Here is a 21987-nt window from a genome sequence, read left to right as displayed (position 1 = left end):
GACCACGAGACGACGAAGGTGACCACAGTGCTTCTCCATCTGGACTCCAGCGCCAACCGCACGGACGAGTCGGTGACCCGACGCCTGACCCGGCAGTTCGCCGCGGCGTACGACGACCGTCGCTATCGGGACCTGGCCATCCAGCCGGTGCAGCCGATCGACACCGCGTTCTGCCAGCTGGGCCGCCGGTCCGAGCAGCGCGGCATCGTCCCGCTCCACCAACTCGACACGATCATCGAGACGCCCGCCGAAGAACAGGCCTGGGCGCTGACCAAGCCGCTGGTCGAGGAGGTCCGCGCAGCCGACACAGTCGTGATCGGTGCGCCCATGTACAACTACTCGCTCCCAGCCGCCCTGAAGGCCTGGATCGACCGCATCACCTTCCCGGGCGCCTTCCCCGAGGGGGTACTACGGGACACCCAGGTGGTCGTCATCTCGGCCAGTGGGGGAGCGTACGGCGCCGGCTCACCGCGCGAGGGCTGGGACCACGAGACGCCGTACCTGCGGGCGTACTTCACGAACCTCGGCGTACTGGACGTCAACCTGACCTTTATCCGTGCCGAGCTCACCCTGACCGGTCTGGTCCCGCAGCTCGACCAGTTCACGCCGATGGCACAACAGTCACTCGCCGACGCCGAGCGGCGTATCAGTCGATGGCGTCCACGAGCTCACGCTGAAGATCAGGTTGAGGCTTACGCTTCTTCCGGTAGTGCCGGACGAGCTCGACGATCAAGGTGACGGCGAGGGCCAGGCCGATGCCGAGGGCGACGCCCTTGAGCGGGTTGTCCTCGAAGGCCTTGCCGCCGATGTAGCCGACGAGCGTGCAGTACACACCCCAGCTGACGGCCGCGAGGGCGGCGTACGGCGTGAACTGGCGCAGCGGGTAGCGGACCGAGCCCATCGTGAGTGTGACCGCGGTCCGGCCGCCGGGGACGTAGCGGGCGACGACGAGGACGAGCCCGCCGCGTTCCTCCAACGCCTGACGTGCCCAGAGCACGGCCGCGTGCCGCTTGGTTCCGGGCTTCATCCGGTCGAGGAGACGGCCGCCGGCGCCTCGGCCAAGGAGGTACGAGACGTGGTCGCCCATGAACGCGCCGATCGTGGCGACCACGATCACGGCGTACAGGTTGGGCTCGCCGGTGGAGGCGGCGAAGACGCCGGCGGTGACGACCAGGGTCTCGCTCGGGATCGCCGGGAAGAACCCGTCCAGTGCGGCGAACCCCCACAACGCCAGGTAGATCCACCACGACGACATCAGCTCGCTTGCGAAGTGCAGGATCTGTTCGCTCATGCGTCCAAACTAGAAATCGCGACCCGCTCCGCACATCTGACTACCGGCTGGTCCGACCCCCTACTTTCGTTGTCGATACCATCTGTGCCGTGAGCGGCAAATCGGCCGGTCGCGTGCGAACCGAGGAGTGAACGTGTCGGAAGTCAAGGTCCATCTGGTCGGCGTCGAGGGCGAGGCTGAGCGGAGCGTGACCGAGACGACGACGATCGGGGAGCTGTTCGCCGAGATCTTCGGTCAGGACCGCTCCGCCATCGCCGCCCGGGTCAACGGCGAGCTGCGGGACCTGTCCCGGGTGATCGCCGACGGCGACCAGATCGAGCCGGTCAAGGCGGCGTCGGACGACGGCCGCGCGATCATCCGGCACTCGACCGCGCACGTCCTCGCGCAGGCGGTGCAGGACCTGTTCCCGGACGCCAAGCTCGGCATCGGCCCGCCGGTCGAGAACGGGTTCTACTACGACTTCGAGGTCGAGACGCCGTTCACGCCCGAGGACCTGGGCAAGCTCGAGAAGAAGATGCAGCAGATCATCAAGGAGCGGCAGCGGTTCAGCCGCCGGGTGGTCAGCGACGACGACGCGCGGACCGAGCTTTCCGCAGAGCCGTACAAGCTGGAGCTGATCGGCATCAAGGGCTCGGCGGCGGACGCGGCCGAGGGCGCGAGCGTCGAGGTCGGTGGCGGCGAGCTGACGATCTACGACAACGTCCGGCGCGACGACAGCGTTGCCTGGAAGGACCTGTGCCGTGGCCCGCACGTCCCGGCCACCGGCTACCTGGGCAACTTCAAGCTGATGCGGACCGCGGCGGCGTACTGGCGGGGGAGCGAGAAGAACCCGCAGCTCCAGCGCATCTACGGCACCGCGTGGGAGTCCCGCGACGAGCTGAAGGCCTACCTGAACCGGCTGGAGGAGGCCGCCAAGCGCGACCACCGCAAGCTGGGCACCGAGCTCGACCTGTTCAGCTTCCCGGACGAGATCGGTTCCGGTCTCGCGGTGTTCCACCCGAAGGGCGGCGTACTGCGGAAGGTGATGGAGGACTACTCCCGCCAGCGGCACGTCGAGGACGACTACGAGTTCGTCTACTCACCGCACATCACCAAGGGCCAGCTCTTCGAGACCTCCGGGCACCTGGACTGGTACGCCGACGGCATGTACCCGCCGATGCACCTCGACGAGGAGCGCGGCGCGGACGGGCAGATCCGCAAGCAGGGCCAGGACTACTACCTGAAGCCGATGAACTGCCCGATGCACAACCTGATCTTCGCCGCCCGCGGCCGGTCGTACCGGGAGCTGCCGCTGCGGCTGTTCGAGTTCGGCACGGTCTACCGGCTTGAGAAGTCCGGCGTCGTGCACGGCATGACCCGGGCCCGCGGCTTCACCCAGGACGACGCGCACATCTACTGCACCCGTGAGCAGATGCGCGACGAGCTGAAGAACCTGCTGAACTTCGTGCTCGGCCTGCTCGCCGACTACGGCCTCGACGACTTCTACCTGGAGCTGTCCACCAAGAACCCGGACAAGTTCGTGGGCTCCGACGAGGTCTGGGAAGAGGCCACCGAGACGCTCCGGGAAGTTGCCGAGGGCTCCGGTCTCGAGCTGGTCCCGGACCCGGGCGGAGCCGCGTTCTACGGCCCGAAGATCTCCGTCCAGGCCAAGGACGCGATCGGCCGGACCTGGCAGATGTCGACGATCCAGCTGGACTTCAACCTGCCGGAGCGGTTCGAGCTGGAGTACACCGCGCCGGACGGGTCCCGGCAGCGGCCGGTGATGATCCACCGCGCGCTGTTCGGGTCGATCGAGCGGTTCGTCGCCGTGCTCACCGAGCACTACGCGGGCGCCTTCCCTCCGTGGCTGGCCCCGGTCCAGGTGATCGGCATCCCGATCACCGACGGGCACGTCGACTACCTGCTCGAGATCGCCAAGCAGCTCAAGGCGCAGGGCATCCGGGTTGAGGTGGACGCGTCCGACGACCGGATGCAGAAGAAGATCCGGAACGCCCAGAAGGCGAAGACGCCGTACATGCTGATCGCCGGTGACGAGGACATGGCGGCCGGGTCGGTCTCGTTCCGGTACCGCGACGGTTCGCAGAACAACGGCGTACCGATCGCGGCCGCGGTGGCCGAGATCGTCGAGGCCGTCCAGAAGCGCGTCCAGGTATGACGGAACACCCCGACCACCCGTCCACGGAGGACGCCCCCGAGTCGCCGTACGAGCCCGAGGAGCTGGTGCCGCAGGACGGGGTCGGGGTGCCGGACCCGTTCATGCGGCTCTGGACGCCGCATCGGATGGCCTACATCGAGGGTGAGAACAAGCCGACCAGTTCCGCGGCCGGCTCGGGCTGCCCGTTCTGCCGGTTGCCGACCGAGCCCGACGCGCAGGCGCTGATCGTGCACCGGGCGGAGGCGGCGTACGCCGTCCTCAACCTGTACCCGTACAACCCGGGTCACCTGATGGTCGTGCCCTATCGGCACGTCGCGGACTACACCGAGCTGACCGACGCCGAGGTCGCCGACGTCGCGACGCTGACCCGGCAGGCGATGCAGGCGATCCGGACCGTGTCGGCGGCGCACGGGTTCAACATCGGCATGAACCAGGGCGAGATCGCCGGCGCCGGGATCGCCGCCCACCTGCACCAGCACGTCGTACCCCGCTGGACCGGCGACACCAACTTCATGCCGGCGATCGGCCATACCAAGGTGCTGCCGCAGCTTCTGTCGGACACCCGCGCGCTGCTCTCCAAGAACTGGCCGTGAGCTCAGCGGAGGAAAAGCGGTAGCAACGGGCCCACGATGTTCGTGAGAGCGTCCAGGGTGACCTCGCGCGGCGGGTTGGTCAGGGCGGTCACCCGGACCACGCGGCGGCCTTGGCGGAACACCAGCTCACCGGCCTCGGGGATGTAGTAACCGGGCTGACCGATCGGCGCGAGCCGGGGTGGCGGCACCCGCTGCGCCTCGGGGATCGAGGGTTGGCCGAACGACTCGACGATCGACACAGTGGCGTCGTACGTCCCCCAGATACAGGTCAGCGCGCCGTTTATCCGATAGTCCCGCCGCAACTGGACCTGCAACTGCACGAACCGTTCCGCCACCGAGTTCGACAGCTGACACGTCTCGTCGGACTGCCGCGCCGGCCGCAGGTTCTTCGGTACGGCGTCCCGCGCCGCCACCGCGACCGCCACGGCCTTCGCCCGATCGATCCCCTCCGCGGTACCCCGATCGATCCCGCCGCTCGGTGTCACCCGCACGACCCGATCGCCGGCCAGGAAGACCAGCCGTGACTCCGCGATCAACGCACCCTGCCCGAGCTCGGGCAACGACTTGATGGCGCCGGCACCGTTCATCAGCCGGCTGAGCGAGTCGCTCTGGCTCGGCAGGGCGCTGACCCCGATCGTGACTGCCCGGTTCTCGAGCATCAGCGTGCACAGGTCCATCGCGGGCAGGCCGCCGTCGTTCCAGGCGCTCGGCTTCGCGGTGACCGGGATCTTGAGCTGGGCGGTGAGGGTGCGCGTGATCGCCGTACAGACCTGCGGGCCGGGAGCTCCCGCCGTACCGTCGAGGCCTTCGGGTTGTGGGGGAGCGACCACGGTCGGCACGACCGCGGCCGGTGGGAGGACAGGCGGCGCGGTGCCGTTGGCGCGCTGCGCGACCGAGCAGCCGGTCACCAGGAGCACAGGAACCAGCACTGCCACGGACAAGGCCGCCGACGGGGCCAGAAGCGTACTGCGACGAATGTCACCCACCCCCTCACTGGCTCCAGCATCGCGCGGAAGTGGGGGCGACGCAGGGCGAAACGAGCGCCTTGTCATCCGATGGTGATCCGGCTGGACTACGATCGCGTGGCCATGCTTAACAGATTCCGGCAGTTCTGGACCAAGGTGATCACGCCGATCGCCAACCTCTTGCTCAAGCTCGGTGTGAGCGCCGACTTGGTCACGTTGGTGGGCACCATCGGTGTGTCCGCCGGTGCGCTGATCTTCTTCCCCAGCGGCCACCTGTGGCTGGGGACCGTGGTCATCACCTGTTTCGTGTTCTCGGACCTGATCGACGGTCACATGGCCCGTACCTCGGGCACGTCGTCGAAGTGGGGTTCGTTCCTCGACTCGACGCTGGACCGGATCGCCGACGGCGCGATCTACGGCGGCCTGGTGATGTACTACGCGAACTCGCGGGCCGGTGACTCGACGCTGATGGCCGCGGTGACGCTGTGGGCGCTGGTGATGGGCGCCGTCACGTCGTACGCGCGGGCCAAGGCGGAGAGCCTCGGCCTGAAGGCGAGCGGCGGTCTCGCCGAGCGGGCGGACCGGCTGGTCTTCACGCTGGTCATCGCGTTCTTCTCCGACGTGTTCAACCTGCCGATCCTGCTCGAGATCGTGATCTGGTACGTCGCGGCCGCGAGCACGATCACCGTGGTCCAGCGCTGCCTGGCGGTCCGCAAGCAGGTGCTGGCCGACCCGGCGAACGCCGGTCTGGACACCCCGCAGGCCAAGCCCGACACACCGGACTCGAAGAACTGACGTGATGGAGGGCCTCCGCCACCGCGCCGTCGACCTGGCCTTCGCCCTCGCCTGGACCCTCGTACGCCGCCTCCCCGAGCGCACCGTCAGCTGGCTGTTCCGGCTGACGGCCGACCGGACGGTACGCCGCAACGGTCGCGGCGTACGGCGGTTGCGCGGCAACCTGGCGATCGTCGTTCCGCAGGCGACCGACGCCGAGCTCGATGCGCTGACGAGCGCCGGAATGCGCTCGTACCTGCGTTACTGGCAGGAGGCGTTCAGGCTCCCGGAGTGGTCCGACGCGGAGATCGTCGGCCGGGTCCGGACGGTCAACGAGAAGCTGTTGCGGGACGCGTACGCCGCGGGGCAGGGCGTGATCTGCGCGCTCCCACACCTCGCGAACTACGACCACGCGGGCGCCTGGGCGGGCCTGACCGGCATGCCGGTCTCGACCGTGGCCGAGCGGCTGCAGCCGGAGTCCCTGTTCGACCGGTTCATCGAGTACCGCAAGAAGCTCGGTATGGAGGTGCTCCCGCTGACCGGTGGTGACGACGACGTCACCGCCGTACTCGCGGATCGCCTGCGTGCGGGCGGTTTCGTCTGCCTGGTCGCCGACCGGGATCTGTCCGAGCGCGGCGTACCGGTGACGTTCTTCGGCCGGCCGTCCCGGATGCCCGTCGGTCCCGCCGCGCTCAGCCTGAAGACCGGGGCACCGCTGATCCCGGCGACCCTGCACTACGAGGGTCGTGACCTGGTGATCACGTTCCACGACACCATCGAGCCCGAGGGCGGGGCGGCGCAGATGACCCAGCGCTGCGCGGACGCCTTCGCGATCGGTATCGCCGAGCACCCGCAGGACTGGCACATGCTGCAGCGGATTTTCCTCGACTAGACGGATTTTCCTCGACCAGCACGGTGCGAGTAAGAATCGTGGTGTGAGGATCGGTTTGGTCTGCCCGTACTCGCTGGGCACGCCCGGCGGTGTGCAGAACCACGTCCGCGACCTCGCCGAGGCACTGCTCGCGCTCGGTCACGAGGTCTCGGTGCTGGCCCCGGTCGACGACCCGTCGCGGGACGGCGCGATCCCGCCGTACGTCGTCTCGGCCGGCCGCGCGGTCGGGGTGCCGTACAACGGGTCGGTCGCCCGGGTGACCTTCGGGCCGCGGACCGCGGCGCGGGTGAAGAGCTGGCTCGCGGACGGCAACTTCGACGTGGTCCACGTGCACGAGCCGACCACGCCGAGTGCGTCGATCATCGCGCTCTGGTCCGCCGACGGGCCGTTCGTCGCCACCTTCCACACCTGGCAGGTGCGGTCCCGGGCGATGAGCGCGGCCGCCGGTCTGCTCCGGCCGGCGCTGGAGAAGATCGACGCCCGGATCGCGGTATCGGAGAACGCCCGCTCGATGATGGTCCAGCACATCGGCGGCGAGGCCGTGGTGATCCCGAACGGCCTGTACACGGCGCGGTTCAAGGGCAGCGCGCGACTCGAGTGGATGGGCGAGGACGGCACGATCAGCTTCCTCGGGCGGCTGGACGAGCCGCGAAAGGGCCTCGGCGTGCTGCTGGACGCCGTACCGCTGCTGCTGGCGGAGCGGCCGCGGCTGCGGATCCTCGTCGCCGGGGCGGGGCAGGCCGACGAGACGCGGCGATCACTGCCCCCGCGGTACCGCGAGAACGTGCTGTTCCTCGGCGCGGTCGACGACGAGGCGCGCGCGGACATGCTGGCCGGATCAGACCTGTACGTCGCGCCGCACCTCGGTGGCGAGAGTTTCGGCATCGTCCTGCTGGAGGCGATGGCGGCCGGCGCGCCGGTGCTGGCGAGCGACCTCGCCGCGTTCCGGCAGGTGCTGGACGGCGGGCGGCTGGGGGAGCTGTTCGAGCCCGGCAACGTCCCCGAGCTCGCGGCCCGCACCCTCCGGCTGCTGCGCCGCCCCGAGGAACGCGAGCGCCTCCGCTCGGCCGGGCTGGCCGCCGTACCGCGCTATGACTGGTCGGTGCTGCTGCCGGAGCTGCTGTCCGTCTACGAGCTCGTCGCTAGATGAGCTTGGCGTGGACGGCGTTGATCTCGTCCATGTCACCGGACTCCGGCTTCCACGGCAGAACCATCGGGTCGTTCGGATAGCGCGGGATCACGTGCAGGTGGGTGTGGAAGACGCTCTGCCAGGCGTCCGCGCCGATGCAGCTGAGCAGGTTCGCGCCGGTGGCGCCGTCCAGGCGGTCGATCACGCGGCCGACCAGCGACTGGGCGAGCAGGGTCGCGGCGGTCAGGTCCTCGGGAGCGGCCTCCCGGAGGTCGGTCGAGTGCACGCGCGGGACCACCAGCAGATGCCCGGGCGTCGCCGGGGCGATGTCCATGAAGGCGATCGCCCGGTCGTCCTCCGCGACCCGGGTGGAGGGGATGGTGCCGGCCACGATCCCGCAGAAGATGCAGTTCTCGCTCATCGCCACAGGCTATACACTGCGCGAGCGTTGTCGACCGACACCTGAGGAGTCCGATGCCGGACGAACTTCTGCGCCCGACGATCGGCGCCGGGGTCGACCTGTCCGTCCGCCCGTGGCGCCTGATGTCCCAGACGTACGTCGCCTTCTTCGGCGGTGTGCTCGCCTCGACGGTCGTTGCCTACCTCAACGCGGGCCGGCTCGGCGTCGACGCGGCGAAGCGCCGGCTGATCCTGCTGACCGGCCTCGTCGGGCTGGTCGCTGTGTTCGCGGTGTTCGCGCTGTTCGAGCGCGATGCGGATGTCACGTCGGGGCTGCGCGTGAGCACCCGGGTGGTGGCGGTGCTGTGCTTCCTGGTCCAGGCCCGGCTGCAGCGTCCGATGGACCGGGCGTTCCAGTTGCGCGGTACGGACTACGGCTCGTTGTGGCGCGTGGGCATCGCGGCGACGGTCGGCGGCGCGGTCGCCGAGACTCTGATCCTCCTCCTGGTGACGGTGGTGCTGTGAACGAACCGAGTGAGGCTCGCCTGCGGATGGCCAGCCACTGGCTGCAGATCGGCCACCCGGAGCGCACGCTCGACGAGCTCCAGGGGTTGTCCGGTGACGCGGCGGTCGACTACCGCGCGTTCCTGTTCCGCGGCGCTGCCCTGCACGCACTGGACCGGAACGCCGAGGCCGTCGACGTACTGCGGGACGGCCTCGCGCAGCACGGACCGTTCCTCGCGATGCTGCATGTGCTCGGCTCGGCGCTGCGATCCGAGGGCTGCCTGCCCGAGGCGGAGGCGGCGTTCCTGCAAGGTCTGAGTCTCGACCCGAACGATCCGGATCTGCTGATCGGGTACGCGCACGTCTGCCTGACCGCCGGTCAGGCGCAGAAGGCGAGTGCGCTGGTCGAGCGTGCCGCGTCGCAGGCGCCGGAGAGCGTGGCGGTGTCGGCTGCCCGCGCACAGGTCGCGTTCGCGCTCGGCAAGGACCGTGACATGCACCGGCACAGCACCGAGGCGCTCTCGTACGACCCCGAGGACCCGAACGCCCGGGCCCTGCACGGTACGGCGTCCATGCTCACCGGTGACCCGCGCTCGGGCTACTCATCGCTCGCGTCCGCGGCGGCCGCCCAGCCCGGCGACGCGGATCTCCGCGCGGCGGCCCGGGAGGCGAAGCTGTTCAACCACCCGCTGCTGCGCCCCCTGCGCCCGTTCGCGCGGGTCAACCCGCTGGTCGTCTGGGTCTGCGCCGTCGCCGTCATCTACGGCCTCCGCGCCGTCGGCCTGGCGCCGCTGTCCTTCGCGTTCGCCATGATCTGGCTCGCGTTCTGCGTCTACTCGTGGGTGGTCCCCCCGCTGGTCCGCCGCTGGATCAACAGGAGTTGGGGTTCATGAGTAATGAGCGAATCGTCGCGCTGCGGAAGGCAGTCGACGCGAATCCGGATGATGTGCTGTTGCGGCTGGTGCTCGCGGAGTCGCTGGTGGCGGCGAGTGAGACCGAGGAAGCGCTCGACCAGTACGTCGTGCTGCTCGACCACCAAGGTCTGCCGGACGACCAGTTCGTGCCGGTCGGGGAACTCGCCGCGGCGAACGGGCGGCTCGCGCTGCTCCGCAACCTGCTCGAGGCGGCGCGTCAGCGCGGTGTCGTCGAGGGGACCGGGCGGCTGCAGCAGCTCGTGGACGGGATGATCGCGGAGCGCAGCGGTGTCCGGATCAAGGTCGGCCCCGAGGCGGAGACGCCGTACGACTCGTACGACAAGGAGACCACCAAGGAGACCACCACCTTCGACCAGGTCGGTGGCATGGAGGAGATCAAGCGGGTCATCCACCGGATGGTGATCCTCCCGCAGAGCCGGCCCGAGCTGTATGAGAAGTACGGGCGGAAGCCGGGCGGCGGTGTGATGCTCTACGGCCCACCCGGGTGCGGCAAGACGCTGCTCGCGCGGGCGACCGCGGGGGAGTGTGGGCTGCCGTTCGTCAACGTCCGGATCGAGGACGTGATGGACCCGTACCTCGGTGTCTCCGAGCGCAACCTGCACGCCGCGTTCGAGCACGCTCGCGCGAGCGGACCGTGCGTACTGTTCCTCGACGAGCTGGACGCGCTGGCGTTCGCCCGGCACAAGCACGGTGGGTCCGAGGCGCGGCGGCTGGTCGACGTACTGCTCCAGGAACTCGACGCGATCGGCTCCGAGAACGAGGGGCTCCTGGTGCTCGCCGCGACCAACGCGCCCTGGGACGTCGACGAGGCGATGCTCCGGCCGGGACGTTTCGACCGGGTGATCTTCGTCCCGCCGCCCGACGAGCCGGCCCGCGCGGACATCCTGACCGTGGTGACCAAGGACGTCCCGACGGACGGACTGGACCTCAAGGCGCTCGCCAGTCAGACGCCGATGTTCAGCGGTGCGGACCTGCGGGCTCTGATCGAGCGCGGCGTGGACAAGGTGATCGACGAGGCGCTCTCCACCGGTGGCGAGCCGCCGCTGGGCATGCAGCACCTCACCGATGCGCTCACCGCGGTGAAGCCGTCCACCCTCGAGTGGCTGCACCGGGTGCGCTCGTACATCGAGTTCGCGAACCAGAGCGAGCGGTACGACGACGTGGCGGCGTACCTCAAGTCTCGCGACGTACGCCGCCGCCTCAGCCGCGACTCCAAGGGCTAGGTCACTTGAGCTTCGCCGCAGCCGACTCAGGCATCGCCTCGTAGCGGGAGAACTCGCGGGTGAAGGTCGCGGCGCCGTGGGACAGCGAGCGGAGGTCGATCGTGTAGCGGGTGATCTCCACCTGCGGCACTTCGGCCTTCACCAGGGTCCGGTCGTCGCCGACCTTGTCGGTGCCGAGCAGCCGCCCGCGGCGCCCGGACAGGTCGCTCATCACCGTGCCGACCAGGTCGTCCGGTACCAGCACCGACACCAGGTCCACGGGTTCGAGCATCGAGAGCCGAGTCGCGGCCGCGGCCTCGCGCAACGCCAGCCCACCGGCCATCTGGAACGCCATGTCGGACGAGTCGACGCTGTGCGCCTTGCCGTCGCGCAACGTGACCCGGATGTCCACCATCGGGTACCCGGCCCCGACGCCCTTCTCCATCTGCGCCCGGACACCCTTCTCCACGCTCGGGATGAACTGCCGCGGCACCGCCCCGCCGACCACCTTGTCGACGAACTCGAACCCGGACCCCTCCGGCAGCGGTTCGACCTCGATGTCGCAGACGGCGTACTGACCGTGGCCGCCGGACTGCTTCACGTGCCGTCCGTGCCCCTTCGCCGCCCCGACGAACGTCTCCCGCAGCGGCACCCGGAGCTCGACGGTGTCCACGGTCACGCCGTACCGGTTCGCGAGGGCGTCCAGGACGACGTCCGAATGGGCCTCGCCCATGCACCACAGGACGATCTGGTGGGTCTCGGGGTTCTGCTCGATCCGTAGTGTCGGATCCTCCGCGGCGAGGCGTTGCAGGCCGACGCTGAGCTTGTCCTCGTCGGTCTTCGCGTGTGCCTCGACGGCGATCGGGAGCAGCGGCTCGGGCATGGTCCACGGCTTCAGCAACAGCGGATCCGGCTTGCCGGACAGCGTGTCACCGGTCTCCGCCCGGGTCAGCCGGCCGATCGCGCACATGTCACCGGCGAGGACTTCGCCGGCCGGTCGCTGCGCCTTGCCGAGCGGGAACGACAGCGTGCCGATCCGCTCGTCCTCGTCGTGGTCCTCGTGCGATTTGTGCTCACCGAAGAAGGACGTGAAATGGCCCGACACGTGAACCGTCGTGTCGGGCCTGATGGTGCCGGAGAACACCCGGACCAGGCTCACCCTGCCGACGTACGGGTCCGACGTCGTCTTCACCACCTCGGCGAGCAGCGGGCCGTCCGGGTCGCATGCCAGGCCCTGGCGGGCGACGCCGTGCGGGGTGAAGACGTCCGGGATGGTGTGCTCGGGCGGCGACGGGAAGCCGCTGGTGATCACCTCGAGCAACTCGAACGTGCCGATCCCGGAGGCGCTGCAGACCGGGACGACCGGGAAGAACGACCCGCGGGCGACGGCCCGCTCGAGGTCCTCGATCAGCACCTTCTGGTCGATCTCCTCGCCGCCGAGGTACCGGTCCATCAGCGACTCGTCCTCGGACTCCTCGATGATGCCCTCGATCAGCGTGCCACGTAGCTCCTCGATCTGGTCGCCGTACGACGGATCGGTGGTCGCCGTGGAGCGCTTGCCGTCGGCGTAGGCGTAGTACGACTGGGAGAGCAGCCCGATCAGCCCGTCACCAGCGGGCAGGTAGAGCGGCAGCACCTTGTCGCCGAAGGCGTCCTGCGCGGTCGCGAGCGCGTTCTGGTAGTTCGCCCGGGCATGGTCGAGCTTGGTGATCACGACCGCGCGCGGCATCCCGACCTGGTCGCACTCCTGCCAGACCGCCTTGGTCGGCTCGTCGACACCCTCGCTCGCCGAGACCACGAACAGCGCGCAGTCCGCGGCGCGGAGTCCGGCCCGCAGTTCGCCGACGAAATCGGCGTACCCCGGGGTGTCGATCAGGTTCACCTTCACGCCGTCGTGCGGCAGCGAGGCGAGCGACAGGCCGACCGAGCGCTGCTGCCGGATCGCGGCGTCGTCGAAGTCGCACACCGTGGTTCCGTCGACGACGGTGCCGGGTCTGTTCAGGACTCCGGAGGCCACCAGCAGGGCCTCGACGAGGGTGGTCTTGCCGGCGCCCGACGGACCGACCAGGACCACGTTGCGGATGGCGGCCGGACTGTCCACAGCGGGCGCGGCTCCGGTGCCTTGGGAAGTGTTCGTCTTGTCTGCCATGACGTGCCTCCTGGTCCACCCACGATTCCCCTAACCGACACTTCGCACAAGGCCCCTCCGGTCGCGGATTCGTCTCCTCCTCCCACGACCGGACCCTCACGATCGATAGGGTCCAGGGCATGCTTAGAGCGCGTCTCCCGGTCCCACGCCTACTGCGCGGCGCTCGGCGGGCACCTCGCCAAGCTGGAGCGAAGGGAACGATGACACCACATCGACCCCTCCGCTCCAGCTCGCCGAGGCACTCCGCCGAGCACCTGCTCGCTACGGCGTGGGACCGGGAGACGCGCTCCAGGGCACTCGGGGTCGTCATCAGTACGTTGTTCGCCGTTCTGGCAGTGGCCGGTTTCGCGGTACCGGCGTCCGCGTCCACGACGGACTACGGCGACGTGATCAGGAACTTCGGGATCAACTACACGGTGACAGCCGACGGCGTGCTGCAGGTCGAGGAGACGATCGCGTACCACTTCGCCGACAGCGGCCGGCACGGCATCTACCGGGACCTGGTCACCCGCGAGCCCTACAAGGACGACGACTCCAAGGACCAGAAGTACGAGGTCTCGAACATCGAGGTCTCGTCGCCGAGCGGCGCTCCGAGTCAGTTCACCAAGGAGACGTTCACCGGGAACCACGGCCGGTACGAGAACATCCAGATCAAGATCGGTGACCCCAACGACACGGTGAAGGGCACGGACGCGACGTACGTCATCAAGTACGACGTCCGCGGCGCGCTGCGGCACTTCGCCGACCACAGCGAGCTGTACTGGGACGCGACGGGCAGTGCCTGGAGCGCGACCATGGACCAGGTCAGGGTCAAGGTCGACGTCCCGAAGGGTGTCACGCAGGTCGAGTGCTTCCGAGGGACGACGGGCTCGAACACCAGCTGCTCGCAGAAGTCCATGGTCGGCGGTCAGGGCGTCTTCGGCCAGTCCAACCTGGAACGGGGGGAGCAGCTGACGATCGTCGCGGGGATCACCGCGGGCGCCGTACAGAACGACGCGCCGATCGTGGTCGACCCGCCGAGCTGGCTCGAGCGCAACGGCCTGTCCTGGCTGTCCGTGATCGGTGCCGCCCTCGTCAGCGCGGCCGCGATCGTCGTCGCCTGGCTCTACGCGAGGTTCGGGAACAAGGACCAGCGCTTCGCCGGGATGCCGCCGGGCACCTTCCCACCGGACGGCGCCTCGGTCGCGCCGGTGAAGGACGAGCTGGCCACGGACCAGATCCCGGTCGCGTTCGCGCCGCCGCGGATCCCGGTCGCCGAGGGTGGTCTGCTGATCGACGCGAAGGCGACCACGGTCGAGACGGCCGCGACGCTGATCGACATGGCGGTGCGCGGCGGCGTACGGATCGACAACACCGGTGACGACCAGAGGGCCGTGCTGATGAACCCGGCGGCCGCGACCGCGCCGCACGAGCAGGCGCTGATGGCGGGGCTGTTCCCGACGTTGCAACCCGGCTCGGAGGTGACGCTGAAGCGCGGTGCGGTAGGGGAGAACAGCATGCGGAACGCGCACACCGCGATGATCAAGGCGCTGCGCGACCAGGTGAGGGCGCGCCAGTGGTACCAGCGGATGCCACGCGCCAGCGGTGGCTCGGTGTTCAAGAACGGCGCCCGATTGGCGTGTCTGTCGATGATCGGGATCTGGGTGGTCGGCGCCGGCCTGTTCGGTACGGTCGTCAGCGCGGCGACCGGCGGCCTCGGCCGGGCGGTCGTGGTCGCGATCCCGGTGATCGCCGTGATCGTTGCCATCATCACCTGGGCCGTGATCCGTGGCCGTGGGCAACGGAACCCGGCGGGCCGGGCGGTGACCGACCAGCTGGTCGGCTTCCGGAAGTACCTCGCGACCGCCGAGGCGCAGCAGTTGCGCTTCGAGGAGGGCGAGGACATCTTCTCGAAGTACCTGCCCTGGGCGATCGCGTTCGGGATCGCCGACCGCTGGCAGAAGACCTGCGAGCAGCTGGTCGCCGCCGGCCGCCTGACCCCCGACCCGTACTGGTACGTCGGCCCGTCGTACTACACCTCCGGCTGGACCGCCGGCGCCGTCGGCTCGACCCTCGCCCACAGCTTCGACCCGCCGCCCACGCCGTCCAGCTCGGGCGGTGGCGGCGGCAGCTCCTCCGGCTTCAGCGGCGGCTCCTCCGGCGGTGGCGGCGGCGGTGGAGGCGGCGGCAGCTGGTAGCCGTGTGCTCTGCGCTCGGTAGGGTCGCGGGCATGCGTCGTGCACTCGGGGTCGTCGTCAGCCTACTCACCGTCGCGCTGGCGCTGGCAGGGTTTGCTCTGCCCGCATCGGCTGCCCTCGGGGACCGGGTCACGGCGATGACGATCGACTACGTCGTCTCCGACGACGGCGTACTGCACGTGACGGAGACGATCGACTACGACTTCGGCGACAAGGACGCGCACGGGATCTTCCGGGACTTGGTGATCCGCGAGCCGTTCGTGGACGACCGCACGAAGGACCAGAAGTACGAGGTCTCGAACATCCACGTGTCGTCTCCGACCGCATCGGCCGCGGTCAGCACGAGCACGACGAAGACCAACAAGCGTCGCGACCAGGTATTGCGGCTCAAGATCGGCTCGGGCGACAAGACGATTCCCGGCGGGCGGGCGACGTACAAGATCACGTACGACGTGCGCGGGGCGTTGCGGCACTTCCCGGACCACAGCGAGCTGTACTGGGATGCCACCGGCTCCAGCTGGGAGGCGCCGATCGACCATCTGGTGGTCACCGTGGCGGTCCCGCAGGGCGTTACGCGGGTGGCCTGCAACACCGGTCCGCCCGGGTCGACGGACTCTTGTAACGCGAAGACCATCCGCTCCGGCAAGGCAGTGTTCACGCAGGAGACCGACATCGTCCGGGGCGAAGGTCTGACGATCGTCGCCGGACTGAAAGCCGGTGCCGTGAGCAACGACACGCCGATCGTCGTGAACCCACCGGGCTTCCTCGAGCGGTACGGCATCAGCTGGCCGGCAGCGATCGTCTCGGGCCTCCTCACGATCGGTGCCTTCATCACCGGCAAGATCATCGGCCGCCGCCGACGCGACCTCCGGTACGACGGGGTTCCGCCGGGGGCCGTGCCGCCGGGAGCCGTTTCGCCGGCTTGGACCGTGCAGCCGCTCGGGGCCGTGCCGCCCGCGGGGACTGTCGCGGTTCCGGATCGATTGCGGGAGAAGGAGATTCCGGTCGCGTTCGCGCCGCCTGACATCACGGTCGCGGAAGGTGGTCTGCTGATCGACAACGAGGCCGACACGACCGAGGTCGCGGCGACGCTCGTCGATCTCGCGGTCCGCGGTGCGATCCGGATCGACAGCAAGGACGACGTACGGACGGCTGTGCTGGTCGATGCCGGGGTTGCTTCGGCGCCGCACGAGAAGGCGTTGCTGACCGGGTTGTTCCCGAAGCAGCAGGCGGGATCCGAGCGGCGGCTGTCGGGGCCGGCGGTGGGGGACACCGCGCCGGCGCGGGCGGCGGAGAACCTGGTCGACGCGGTGCGGAAGCGGGCGGAGGAGCAGCAGTGGTACGTCCGGATGCCGCGCCGAGTGACAGTCGTCGAGTCGTCGGGCTACGGGTGGGTGCCGTTCGGTTGCGGAGCGTTCCTGGCGGTTGTCGCCGCAATCATCAGCGTGATCGTGTCGTGCATCAAGTTCGGTGCGCCGAGTTGGCTGGGGCCGACGCTGGCGGTCGTCGTACCGCTGCTGGCGATGGGGAACGCGCTGCTCGACGTGATCCTCGAGCGACGGCGCGGACGGCGTACGGCGCTCGGGCGGGCACTGACCGATCAGGTGGTGGGCTTCCGGCGGTACCTCAGCACCGCGGAGGCGGATCAGCTCCGCTTCGAGGACGGTGAGGACATCTTCAGCAAGTACCTGCCGTGGGCCGTCGTCCTCGGCCTCGCCGACCGCTGGCAGCAGGTCTGCCACCAGCTGGTCCAGTCCGGCCGCCTGACCGCAACTCCCACCTGGTACTCCGGCCCCACGACGTACTACGACTCGGGTTGGTCAGCCGGGAGCATCTCCACCACGGCGTCGACCACCTTCGCCAATCCCCCCACCCCCTCAACCGGAGGAGGAACCTCCTCCGGCTTCTCCAGCAGCACCTCCTCCTCGTCCTCCTCAGGCGGAGGAGGAGGCGGCGGAGGCGGCGGAGGCGGCGGCAGCTGGTAGGTCAGACTGCTCCGCCGGCGGTGGCGGGGGCTGTGGGGTCGGTGCCGGGTTCGCCGACGACCTCGCGGGCCAGGAAGTCTTCGAGGTGGAAGAGGTTGTCGCCGGCGCGGTTGGCGACGTTGACGAGGGTCTTCATCGCGGCGACCTCCTCGACCTGCTCCTTGAGGAACCACTGCATGAACTGCTCGCCGATGTAGTCGCTCTCGTCCCGCGCGGTGCGGGCCAGCGTCTCGATCTGCTTGGTGACGGTGATCTCCTGCGCCAGCGCGAGCTCGAGCGGCTCCAGCGCGGACTTGAAGTCGCCCTCGACCTCACCGACGGACCCGATCTGCGGCCGGATGTCCTTGTCCAGCAGGTACTGGACCATCATCATCGCGTGGTTCCGCTCTTCCAGCGACTGCTTGTAGAAGTGCGCGGCCAACTGCGGGAGATCCTGGTCGTCGTACCAGACAGCGACTGCCACGTACTGCTGCGACGCCGTGAATTCGTTACGGATCTGTTCCTGCAGGAGTTTCTCGTACGTGCTCATTCGGCCAATCTAACGGCGATCGACCGAATTCACACCCTTGGGGAGCCTGACCTAACCGGCTCGATTCCGTCCCAGCTCCACCACTTCGGTGCCGCCACCGGGCAGGCTGATCCGCACCGTCGTACCGTCCACCGCGACATCGATGCCCTCGGCAAGCGCTTCCGGCCGGAGTGCGTCCCGGGTCAGCAATACGGCGTTCACCAGCACCAACGGCTCGCCGCGATGCGAGGCGGTCAGATACGGCGTCGCCGAGTGCGCACCGTACGGGTTCACCCCGAGCCCGCGGTGCACAGCCGCCTCGTCGTACCCGTGCAGTCCGACAACCGCCGACACCAGACCATCCGTGTTCCGCGCCGACGCCACCAGCGCGCCGACCGTCGCTTCCGGCAAAGACTCGCCCGCGACGGCGAACCCACCGCTGCGTACCGACGCACCGTCCGGACCTTCGACGAGCGCGCAGCGGATCTCCCACCCGTTGTGCACTACCGAGGTGATCTCGATCGCCCACGGCCCTTCGGATCCGAGCCACGCCTTGTGCCACGAGGACGCCGTACGCCCGTCGACACCCAGCCGACGGATCCGCCCGCGCCCGCTCGCCGACCCGTCGGGGGAGACGAGCGAGATCAGGTTGTCGACGTGCGGTTCGTGATCGGACAGGTCCGGCCCGGCGTGGTTGGCGTACGCGAGCCGGTTGTAGTGCGGATCACCGGCCGGCTCCACACCCTCCGGCTCGGCGACCGGCGCGTGGTCGGCGCCATGGTTCACCAGCTGCACCACCTGGTCGTGGCGGCTCCCGTGCAGGATCCACCCGGGCTTCGGCATCGCCCGCAGTTGATCCGCGTCGTCCAGCGGGACCGAGTCCTCGGGATCCGACCACACCGGGTGCTCCGGCGGCAGGATCAGCCCGACGAACCCCTTAGAGGCCCAGTACGGCGATCCCGGTCCGGAGTACTGCTGCGTCGTCGGCAGGAACGTGTCGTACCACCCGAGCGTCAGGACCCCGCGCTCGTCCGGCACCCCGTGCTGCACGAAGTGCCGGGCGATCCCCGAGCACAGCCGCCGCGTCTCACCCGGGCTCAACGGCGTCGAGTCCAGCAAGGCACCCATCCAGTACGGCGCCGCGGCCGCCATCCGGTAGGTCAGTGAGCGGCCCTGGTAGACCGGGGCGCCGTCGTTCCCGACGAGATGCACCGCGTCCTCGAGGAACAGCCGGATCCGCTCCTTGTACAGCTTCAGCCGGTCCTCGTACTGCGCTCCGGGCGTCGCGGCCGCCATCCGCGCCCACAGGCCCGGGTACAGGTGCATGGCCCAGCCGATGTAGTTGTCGTAGTTCTGCCCGTCGCCGTCGGAGTACCACCCGTCGCCGACGTACCAGTCCTCGATCCGGTCGAGCCCGCCGTCGATGTCCTCCTGCTTGTACGGCGCTCCGACGGACGCGAGGAACTGCTCGCTGACCACCTGGAACAGCCGCCAGTTGTTGTCGTGCGTCGTCGACCCGTTGAACCCGCCGAGCCACTCCGCGACGTGCTCCTGCGCGCGGGTGTCGAGGCGGTCCCAGATCCACTCGCGGGTCTCGTGCAGTGACACCGCGATCGCGGCGGCCTCGACCATCTGCTGGGACCTCGGGGTGAGCCGCAGCCACGCCTCGGGGTGGTCCGGGTTGGCGCCGTTCGCAACGCCGCGCGCGTACCGCTCGATCAGCTGCTCGCAGCCCTTGCCCTGGACGCCGGCGATCCGGAACGCGGCCAGCATGAACGACCGAGCGAACCCTTCCAGCGCGTCGGACGCCGTACCCGATCGGCTCGGCCGCCCGGGCAGCTCGACGAGCGAGGCACCGGGGGAGAAGTACGGCACCAGCGAGTCGAGCAGATGATCCGCCAGCGCCTCCCAGTGCGCCCGGCCCCATCCCGTCTGACGGGACAGCACACGGTCAGTATCGGGTAGAACGAGCTTGGTCATGGGGCCTCCCGGCCTGGACTGAGGAGCGGAGGGAGCGAAGCGACTGGAGCGACGAGGGAAGGCCGGGAGCCACAGCCCCATGACCCCGCCGGCGCCGAAGGCCCGGCCAAAAGCACAGTCATGCGAGTCTTCCGATCTCAGCAGGGGTGATTGCATGCAGGAGGGGTTGGCCCGCGGCGAGGCGTTCTAGTTCGGTGACGGCCAGTTCGCCGAGGCGGGCGATCTCGTTTCCGACGGCGCCGGCGACGTGCGGGGTGATGAAGACGTTCGGCAGGTCGAGCAGCGGCGAGTCGGGTGGCAGCGGCTCCGGCTCGGTGACATCGAGTACGGCGTCGATCCGGCCAGTCACGCACTCGCGGATCAGCGCCTCGGGGTCGATGATCTTGCCGCGCGCCGTGTTGATCAGCACCGAGCCGTCCTTCAGCAGCCCGAGCAGCCGCGCGTCGACCAGCCCGACCGTCTCGGGCAGCAACGGCGCGTGCACGCTGAGGATGTCGCTGCGCCGGAACAGGGTGTCGTTGTCGACCAGTTCCGCTCCGAGCGCGGCGGCCTCGTCCGTGGTCAGGTACGGGTCGCTGATCAGCACCTCGAGATCGAACCCGCGCAGCCGCTCCGCGACCATTTTCGCGATCCGTGACGCTCCGAGCAGGCCGACCGTCGTACCGTAACTGCCCGGCTGCCCGTGCGGGTCGGTCTTCCGGCGCTCCAGCCGGTACTGCGCTGCGAGCCGGAACGCCCGCTTCCCGGCGAGCACGATCGCCGCGACGGTGAACTCGGCGACCGGCTGCGCGTTCGCCGTGGCCGCCGACGACACCTGGATCCCGCGGTCGAACGCGACCGGGTCGACGAGCGCCTTGACCGAGCCGGCGGCGTGCAGGATCGCCTGCAGCTTCGGCGCCGCGTCGAGTACCTCGGGACCGATGTGCGGACAGCCCCACCCGGTGAGCAGTACGTCGACGTCCGGCAGCGCGGCCCGGACGGCGGGGTCGGTGAGGAAGCTGGTCCCGGGGCCGACCGGCAGCACGGTGGCGACCGCTTCCAGCCGCTGCCGGACCTGCGGTACGAGGACTCGGTCCCGGGTGCCGTCGTTCATCGCCAGCATGACGGTCAGGGCGGAGGTCGGTACTGTGCTCACGACGGACAACTTAGCAAGCGCTTTCCCAAACTGTCGCCCCGACCGCCGAGTCTTGGAACATCCTGAATCTTTCGCGCGGGCGGAATTTGTCCGCCGACTGCGGGCGTTGGCCTGATGTAAGGGTTGGATAGCAGGGCCTACCCGCCCGTTGGCCAAGTGAAGGAGAACGACGATGCTGCGACCGGACGACCTCTACGAGATCGTCGACGAGTCGGTGGCGACCGGCCCGGCGGCGACGCCGAAGGTCTTGGTGCACTCGCTGGACGGGTTCATGGACGCGGGCCAGGCCGGCCGGGTGACCGCCGACCACCTGCTCGAGGTACTGGACCACCGGCTGCTCGCGCGGTTCGACGTCGACCTCCTGCACGACTACCGGGCCCGGCGACCCGAGGTGACGTTCGCCGAGGACCGGTTCACCGACTACACCCCGCCGCACCTGTCGCTGCACCTGGTGACTGACGACGCCGGGGTCGATTTCCTGCTGCTCGAGGGCGCGGAGCCGGACAACCACTGGGACCGGTTCGCCGGAGCGATCCGGCAGCTCATCGAGCGCTACAACGTGACCCTGACGGTCGGCGTCCACGGCATCCCGATGGGCGTGCCGCACACCCGGCCGCTCGGCCTGACCGCGCACGCGACCCGGCCCGAGCTGGTCACCCGCTCGAACATCTGGGACGGCGAGATGGTGCTCCCCGCGAGCGCCGGCACGATGCTGCAGGTCCGCCTCGGCGAGGCCGGCAAGGACGCGATGGGCTTCGCGGTGCACGTCCCGCACTACCTGGCCGAGAACCGCTTCCCGGGCGCCGCGCTGGCGCTGGTGCACGCGATCTCCGCCGCGACCGGCCTGCTGCTCCCTAGCAAGGCGTTGCTCGACGAGGCCGCCGTCACCGGCCGGCTGGTCGACGAGCAGGTCGACGCCTCCGAGGACGCGAGCGCGGTGGTCAAGGCCCTCGAGACGCAGTACGACGCCGCCGAGGGCTCGGTCAGCCGCAAGAGCCTCCTCGCCGACAACGGAACCCCGTCCGCCGAGGAATTGGGCGCCGAGGTGGAGCAGTTCCTGGCGGACCTCAACCGCGACGACAACGAATAGGCGCCAGCCCGCTGGGGTACGCGGGTGGGTGGCTTGCACAGGAACTGGGGGCGTTGCACAGGGAATAACCAGGGGCAAGCCCCCCGGGTGTGTGTGTGCGCCCCCGGGGTGGGCGCGCCGCGGG

General features: G+C 69.5%; 19 protein-coding genes. 12 read left to right on the top strand and 7 right to left on the bottom strand.

Annotated features, from left to right (window positions below):
• Window positions 1-27 precede the first annotated feature (27 nt).
• Window positions 28-738 carry an FMN-dependent NADH-azoreductase gene (locus ACWGID_RS13710; RefSeq protein WP_452196781.1) on the top strand — a complete coding sequence of 237 codons (711 nt, stop codon included), beginning with the start codon at window positions 28-30 and terminating at the stop codon, window positions 736-738.
• On the opposite strand, the gene ACWGID_RS13705 is transcribed toward ACWGID_RS13710, so the two are convergent.
• Window positions 647-1291, bottom strand: coding sequence for a DedA family protein (locus ACWGID_RS13705; RefSeq protein ID WP_452196780.1), 645 nt, complete (start codon window positions 1289-1291; stop codon window positions 647-649). The two genes, ACWGID_RS13710 and ACWGID_RS13705, sit on opposite strands and share 92 nt — an antisense overlap.
• A 133-nt stretch (window positions 1292-1424) precedes the next feature.
• On the opposite strand from ACWGID_RS13705, the gene thrS reads away from it, so the two are divergent.
• Window positions 1425-3446, top strand: a complete 2022-nt coding sequence (gene thrS, locus ACWGID_RS13700; protein ID WP_452196779.1) for a threonine--tRNA ligase — start codon at window positions 1425-1427, stop codon at window positions 3444-3446.
• Window positions 3443-4039 carry an HIT family protein gene (locus ACWGID_RS13695; protein WP_452196778.1) on the top strand — a complete coding sequence of 199 codons (597 nt, stop codon included), beginning with the start codon at window positions 3443-3445 and terminating at the stop codon, window positions 4037-4039. Before thrS ends, ACWGID_RS13695 begins: the two co-directional genes overlap by 4 nt.
• Before the next feature lie 2 nt (window positions 4040-4041).
• On the opposite strand, the gene ACWGID_RS13690 is transcribed toward ACWGID_RS13695, so the two are convergent.
• Window positions 4042-4968, bottom strand: a complete 927-nt coding sequence (locus tag ACWGID_RS13690; RefSeq protein WP_452196777.1) for a hypothetical protein — start codon at window positions 4966-4968, stop codon at window positions 4042-4044.
• 159 nt (window positions 4969-5127) lie between these two features.
• Here ACWGID_RS13690 and pgsA point away from each other — a divergent pair, with 159 nt between their 5' ends.
• From pgsA to ACWGID_RS13675, 3 genes are read left to right on the top strand one after another with little or no spacing between them, the layout of a single operon-like run.
• Window positions 5128-5799, top strand: coding sequence for a phosphatidylinositol phosphate synthase (pgsA, locus tag ACWGID_RS13685; protein ID WP_452196776.1), 672 nt, complete (start codon window positions 5128-5130; stop codon window positions 5797-5799).
• A 4-nt stretch (window positions 5800-5803) separates the two neighbouring features.
• Window positions 5804-6670 carry a phosphatidylinositol mannoside acyltransferase gene (locus tag ACWGID_RS13680; RefSeq protein ID WP_452196775.1) on the top strand — a complete coding sequence of 289 codons (867 nt, stop codon included), beginning with the start codon at window positions 5804-5806 and terminating at the stop codon, window positions 6668-6670.
• A gap of 43 nt (window positions 6671-6713) precedes the next feature.
• Complete coding sequence (locus ACWGID_RS13675) at window positions 6714-7820, top strand: glycosyltransferase family 4 protein (RefSeq protein ID WP_452196774.1); 1107 nt, start codon at window positions 6714-6716, stop codon at window positions 7818-7820.
• On the opposite strand, the gene ACWGID_RS13670 is transcribed toward ACWGID_RS13675, so the two are convergent.
• Window positions 7813-8220: an HIT family protein gene (locus tag ACWGID_RS13670; RefSeq protein ID WP_452196773.1), complete on the bottom strand. Its 408-nt coding sequence runs from the start codon at window positions 8218-8220 to the stop codon at window positions 7813-7815. The two genes, ACWGID_RS13675 and ACWGID_RS13670, sit on opposite strands and share 8 nt — an antisense overlap.
• A 53-nt stretch (window positions 8221-8273) precedes the next feature.
• Between ACWGID_RS13670 and ACWGID_RS13665 the strand changes: the two genes are divergently transcribed.
• The 3 genes from ACWGID_RS13665 to ACWGID_RS13655 are packed head-to-tail and all read left to right on the top strand — an operon-like array spanning window position 8274 to window position 10860.
• Entirely contained in the window at window positions 8274-8723 is a 450-nt protein-coding gene (locus tag ACWGID_RS13665) for a hypothetical protein (protein ID WP_452196772.1), read from the top strand.
• Window positions 8720-9595: a tetratricopeptide repeat protein gene (locus ACWGID_RS13660; RefSeq protein ID WP_452196771.1), complete on the top strand. Its 876-nt coding sequence runs from the start codon at window positions 8720-8722 to the stop codon at window positions 9593-9595. Before ACWGID_RS13665 ends, ACWGID_RS13660 begins: the two co-directional genes overlap by 4 nt.
• Entirely contained in the window at window positions 9592-10860 is a 1269-nt protein-coding gene (locus ACWGID_RS13655; RefSeq protein ID WP_452196770.1) for a tetratricopeptide repeat protein, read from the top strand. Before ACWGID_RS13660 ends, ACWGID_RS13655 begins: the two co-directional genes overlap by 4 nt.
• 1 nt (window position 10861) lies before the next feature.
• On the opposite strand, the gene ACWGID_RS13650 is transcribed toward ACWGID_RS13655, so the two are convergent.
• A complete protein-coding gene (locus ACWGID_RS13650) occupies window positions 10862-12988 on the bottom strand; it encodes an elongation factor G-like protein EF-G2 (RefSeq protein ID WP_452196769.1) in 2127 nt (708 codons plus the stop codon).
• Between the two features lie 200 nt (window positions 12989-13188).
• On the opposite strand from ACWGID_RS13650, the gene ACWGID_RS13645 reads away from it, so the two are divergent.
• Window positions 13189-15165, top strand: coding sequence for a DUF2207 domain-containing protein (locus ACWGID_RS13645; RefSeq protein WP_452196768.1), 1977 nt, complete (start codon window positions 13189-13191; stop codon window positions 15163-15165).
• 32 nt (window positions 15166-15197) lie between these two features.
• Window positions 15198-17150: a DUF2207 domain-containing protein gene (locus ACWGID_RS13640; RefSeq protein WP_452196767.1), complete on the top strand. Its 1953-nt coding sequence runs from the start codon at window positions 15198-15200 to the stop codon at window positions 17148-17150.
• A 1-nt stretch (window position 17151) separates the two neighbouring features.
• Here the strand turns inward: ACWGID_RS13640 and ACWGID_RS13635 are convergent, their stop codons facing one another.
• The 3 genes from ACWGID_RS13635 to ACWGID_RS13625 form a co-directional block, all read right to left on the bottom strand.
• The gene (locus ACWGID_RS13635) at window positions 17152-17679 is read right to left on the bottom strand and encodes a ferritin (RefSeq protein ID WP_452196766.1); all 528 of its coding nucleotides are present in this window, start codon (window positions 17677-17679) and stop codon (window positions 17152-17154) included.
• A 51-nt stretch (window positions 17680-17730) separates the two neighbouring features.
• Entirely contained in the window at window positions 17731-19638 is a 1908-nt protein-coding gene (locus ACWGID_RS13630; RefSeq protein ID WP_452196765.1) for a DUF2264 domain-containing protein, read from the bottom strand.
• A gap of 118 nt (window positions 19639-19756) precedes the next feature.
• Window positions 19757-20773, bottom strand: coding sequence for a hydroxyacid dehydrogenase (locus tag ACWGID_RS13625; protein WP_452196764.1), 1017 nt, complete (start codon window positions 20771-20773; stop codon window positions 19757-19759).
• Between the two features lie 172 nt (window positions 20774-20945).
• Between ACWGID_RS13625 and ACWGID_RS13620 the strand changes: the two genes are divergently transcribed.
• A complete protein-coding gene (locus ACWGID_RS13620) occupies window positions 20946-21863 on the top strand; it encodes a proteasome assembly chaperone family protein (RefSeq protein WP_452196763.1) in 918 nt (305 codons plus the stop codon).
• The last annotated feature ends 124 nt before the right edge of the window (window positions 21864-21987 follow it).

It is taken from the genome of Kribbella sp. NPDC054772, assembly GCF_053611945.1.
This window is presented reverse-complemented; position numbering and strand designations above follow the sequence as displayed.

Bases quoted from the DNA above. Each gene is read 5' to 3' on its own strand.
- ACWGID_RS13650 (WP_452196769.1), bottom strand. From the start codon at position 12,988: ATGGCAGACAAGACGAACACTTCCCAAGGCACCGGAGCCGCGCCCGCT.
- pgsA (WP_452196776.1), top strand. From the start codon at position 5,128: ATGCTTAACAGATTCCGGCAGTTCTGGACCAAGGTGATCACGCCGATC.
- ACWGID_RS13640 (WP_452196767.1), top strand. From the start codon at position 15,198: ATGCGTCGTGCACTCGGGGTCGTCGTCAGCCTACTCACCGTCGCGCTG.
- ACWGID_RS13670 (WP_452196773.1), bottom strand. From the start codon at position 8,220: ATGAGCGAGAACTGCATCTTCTGCGGGATCGTGGCCGGCACCATCCCC.
- ACWGID_RS13630 (WP_452196765.1), bottom strand. From the start codon at position 19,638: ATGACCAAGCTCGTTCTACCCGATACTGACCGTGTGCTGTCCCGTCAG.
- ACWGID_RS13695 (WP_452196778.1), top strand. From the start codon at position 3,443: ATGACGGAACACCCCGACCACCCGTCCACGGAGGACGCCCCCGAGTCG.
- ACWGID_RS13635 (WP_452196766.1), bottom strand. From the start codon at position 17,679: ATGAGCACGTACGAGAAACTCCTGCAGGAACAGATCCGTAACGAATTC.
- ACWGID_RS13705 (WP_452196780.1), bottom strand. From the start codon at position 1,291: ATGAGCGAACAGATCCTGCACTTCGCAAGCGAGCTGATGTCGTCGTGG.
- ACWGID_RS13620 (WP_452196763.1), top strand. From the start codon at position 20,946: ATGCTGCGACCGGACGACCTCTACGAGATCGTCGACGAGTCGGTGGCG.
- ACWGID_RS13665 (WP_452196772.1), top strand. From the start codon at position 8,274: ATGCCGGACGAACTTCTGCGCCCGACGATCGGCGCCGGGGTCGACCTG.
- ACWGID_RS13680 (WP_452196775.1), top strand. From the start codon at position 5,804: ATGGAGGGCCTCCGCCACCGCGCCGTCGACCTGGCCTTCGCCCTCGCC.
- ACWGID_RS13655 (WP_452196770.1), top strand. From the start codon at position 9,592: ATGAGTAATGAGCGAATCGTCGCGCTGCGGAAGGCAGTCGACGCGAAT.
- ACWGID_RS13645 (WP_452196768.1), top strand. From the start codon at position 13,189: ATGACACCACATCGACCCCTCCGCTCCAGCTCGCCGAGGCACTCCGCC.